Origin of the sequence: Streptomyces sp. NPDC006265, from assembly GCF_040613555.1 — a bacterium.
Lineage (GTDB): Bacteria > Actinomycetota > Actinomycetes > Streptomycetales > Streptomycetaceae > Streptomyces.
The window spans coordinates 1-3,205 of sequence record NZ_JBEXSH010000970.1 but is presented as its reverse complement, the minus strand read 5'-3'; the positions used below and the strand labels follow the sequence as shown (position 1 = coordinate 3,205).

General features: G+C 71.8%; 3 protein-coding genes. 1 reads left to right on the top strand and 2 read right to left on the bottom strand.

The features are described 5' to 3' along the window. Positions 1-92: 92 nt before the first annotated feature. Entirely contained in the window at positions 93-1,574 is a 1,482-nt protein-coding gene (locus tag ABZ281_RS43645) for an LCP family protein (RefSeq protein ID WP_356663739.1), read from the bottom strand. Positions 1,575-1,700: 126 nt separating this feature from the next. Here ABZ281_RS43645 and ABZ281_RS43640 point away from each other — a divergent pair, with 126 nt between their 5' ends. Then, the gene (locus ABZ281_RS43640) at positions 1,701-2,738 is read left to right on the top strand and encodes a glycosyltransferase family 2 protein (RefSeq protein WP_356663737.1); all 1,038 of its coding nucleotides are present in this window, start codon (positions 1,701-1,703) and stop codon (positions 2,736-2,738) included. A 79-nt stretch (positions 2,739-2,817) separates the two neighbouring features. Here ABZ281_RS43640 and ABZ281_RS43635 read toward each other — a convergent pair whose 3' ends face one another. Continuing rightward, positions 2,818-2,982, bottom strand: coding sequence for a hypothetical protein (locus ABZ281_RS43635; RefSeq protein ID WP_356663735.1), 165 nt, complete (start codon positions 2,980-2,982; stop codon positions 2,818-2,820). Positions 2,983-3,205 lie beyond the last annotated feature (223 nt).

Below are 3,205 nucleotides of genomic sequence, written 5' to 3'. Positions count from 1 at the left end.
GGGCTTCCGGCCGGCACGCCGAGAGCACGCACCGGACGCCGCTCCTTAACGGGCAAACGTTGCCTGCCGCGGCACTAGCCGCCAGAAGGGCCCTAGCCGCACGCCACCTCGTCCCCCCGCACCACCCCGACCTCGCCCTGCCCCGGATCCTCGGCCCGCACCTTTTGTACGCGTTCGAAGTCAGCTCCCGCGATCACCTTCAGGGTGGCGCCCAGGCCCTTGACCACCCGCAGTTCGCTGCCCGGCAGGGCGGTCGCCAGGGACCTGGCCGAACGGTCCCAGCGGGGGTCGTAGGCGACGACCGTGCGCTTCACGTCGCGGGTGGCGGCGTTCACGGGGGCCTTGGTCGTGCGGAAGCCCGTCGACGCCAGGGCCGCGTCCACGCGGCGGCCGAGGCCGGGCGTGCCGGTGCCGTTCTCCACCTGGACGCGGATCTGCTGCGGGGCCACCGGGACGACCCGGGCCGCGCCGCGCGGCCGGTGCACGGACAGCGGCTGGTCCTGGCGCAATGCCTGGAAGAGGCGCTCCGACTTCACCGGGTCCCACTTCAGCGTCGAACCGACGCCCTTCACGGCGTACCCCATCCGCCCGATCGGGACGGTCGTGAACTCGGAGGAGGAGGGGGAGAAGTTCCGCATGGCGCGGCCCAGGTCCAGCATCTCGTCCGTGCCGAAGCCCTTGTCGGCCCGCACCGAGCCGAGCACCGCCCGGGTCACGTCCCGGAACATCATCGGGTTGAGGAGGATCCCGGACGAGGTGAGCCGTTCCACGAGCGCCGCCATGAAGTGCTGCTGCCGCTTCATGCGGCCCAGGTCGGACGCCCCGTCGAGGTGCCGGGCGCGGACGAACTGGAGCGCCTGCCCGCCCGCGAGGGTGTGCCGCCCGGCCGGCAGGTTCAGGCCGGTGTAGCTGTCCTTGAGGGGGTCGGCCGTGCAGATCTGCACGCCCCCGACGACGTCCACCGTCTTCATGAAGCTGGTGAAGTCGACCTCCAGGTAGTGGTCGATCTTCACCTTCGTCATGCTCTCGACGGTGCGCACGGTCAGCTGCGGCCCGCCCTCGGCGTACGCGGCGTTCAGCTTGACGGGGTGCCCGTGGTGCCGCTTGCCCGACACCCGGTCGACATGCGCCGGCGTCACCGCGTACGAGTCGCGCGGCAGGCTCACCACGCTGGCCCGTTTCCGGTCCCCGGAGATGTGCACGATCATGATCGTGTCGGTGCAGTGGCAGGGCGCGCCGCCGAGGCGGTACTTGCGGCGCTCCTCCTTGCTGATCTTCTCGCGGCCGTCGGTGCCGACCAGCAGGACGTTCATGCCGTGACCCGCCCGCGGGCGGTTCTTCATGTCCTTGAAGGGGTCGACCCGGGCGATGTCCGCGTCCAGGCTGGTCATCACCGCGTGTCCGATACCGGCGGAGGCGAGGACCACCACGGACAGCGTGGTGACCGCCCGCATGGCCCAGCGCGGCTTGCGGGCGGGCCGTGCGGGTCTGCGCGGAGCGCGGCGGGGGGTGGGGGGCTGTGGGCGGCGGCGGGGAGTGGCGGTGGACCGAGGGGACCGCGGCGGCGTGGGCATGGGGCACCTCCGGACGACGGCCGTACGTGGGATCCGTGAAACCGTAGGCCGATACGATCTGCGGCCCGCTCCACCGCCCCGGCGGCGCGCAATGCTGTCCCCCGTTCGCGGTAACGTGAGGCCCCTATGAACGCCAATCCCGACGTGCGGCACCCCGCCGTTTCCGTGATCATGCCCGTCCTCGACGAGGAGCGGCATCTGCGGGGAGCAGTCCAAGCGATCCTCGCGCAGGAGTACGCCGGCGAGATGGAGGTCGTGATCGCCCTCGGTCCGTCCACGGACCGCACGGACGAGATCGCCGCCGAGCTCGTGGCCGAAGACGCGCGTGTCCACACCGTCCCCAACCCCACCGGCCGTACGCCCGCGGCGCTGAACGCGGCGATCAAGGCCTCCCGGCATCCGATCGTCGTCCGCGTCGACGGGCACGGCATGCTCTCGCCGAACTACATCGCGACCGCCGTACGGCTCCTGGAGGAGACCGGCGCGCAGAACGTCGGCGGCATCATGCACGCCGAGGGCGAGAACGACTGGGAGCACGCGGTCGCCGCCGCCATGACCTCGAAGATCGGGGTCGGCAACGCCGCCTTCCACACCGGTGGCCAGGCCGGTCCGGCCGAGACCGTGTATCTCGGTGTGTTCCGGCGCGAGGCGCTGGAGCAGCAGGGCGGCTACAACGTGGAGTTCATCCGCGCCCAGGACTGGGAGCTGAACTTCCGCATCCGCGAGGCCGGCGGCCTGGTCTGGTTCTCGCCCGAGCTGAAGGTGTCCTACCGGCCGCGGCCGAGTGTGAAGGCGCTCGCCAAGCAGTACAAGGACTACGGCCGCTGGCGGCACGTGGTCGCCCGCTTCCACGAGGGCTCGATCAACCTGCGTTACCTCGCCCCGCCGACCGCCGTGTGCGCGATCGGGGCCGGGATCCTGGTGGGCGCCCTGCTGACGCCGTGGGGTTTCGTCGTGCCCGGCGGCTATCTCGCGGCGATCCTGCTCGGCTCGGTTCCGGCGGGCAAGGGCCTGCCGCTGAAGGCGCGGCTGCAGATCCCCGTGGCGCTGGCCACGATGCACATGTCGTGGGGCTGGGGTTTCCTGACCAGCCCGCGGGCGCTGGCGAAGAAGGTCATCGCCTCCCGGCGCCCCGCGGTGCGTGCGGACGCCGCCGCTGGCTGACCCGACCTGACGTGACCGTGGGCCCCCTTCCCGACAGGGAAGGGGGCCCACGCTGTGCGTGGCCGCGGCCGCGCGGCGATCAGCAGCCGGGGCCGCGGCAGCCGCCGGAGCAGGAGGACTCGCTGGAGGCGTTGTTGTTCTTCAGCCAGGACGGCAGGTTGACGCGCTTGCCGCCGAGGGTCTTGAACGAGTCGCCGGAGTAGCCGGAGCTGACGTAGGTCTTGCAGGTGAACAGCGGCCCCATGGTGCAGAAACGAGGAGGCGGCGGTGTTGCCGACGACCTGGTTCTGGCCGTTGTCGAGGTGGCATCGAGACCGGGCCCCTCGCCGACGCCGAGCGCACCGGACTGCGCGGGCGGCGCATCGGGTCGTGTTCCAGAGCGTCCATCTGCTGCCGCACCGCTCCGCGCCGGAGAACGTCGAAACCGGCCATGGTCTACAACGGCGGCGCCCGCCGCGGCCGCAGGC

Coding starts and splice junctions, on each gene's coding strand:
- ABZ281_RS43640 (WP_356663737.1), top strand. CDS start 1,701: ATGAACGCCAATCCCGACGTGCGGCACCCCGCCGTTTCCGTGATCATG.
- ABZ281_RS43635 (WP_356663735.1), bottom strand. CDS start 2,982: ATGGGGCCGCTGTTCACCTGCAAGACCTACGTCAGCTCCGGCTACTCC.
- ABZ281_RS43645 (WP_356663739.1), bottom strand. CDS start 1,574: ATGCCCACGCCGCCGCGGTCCCCTCGGTCCACCGCCACTCCCCGCCGC.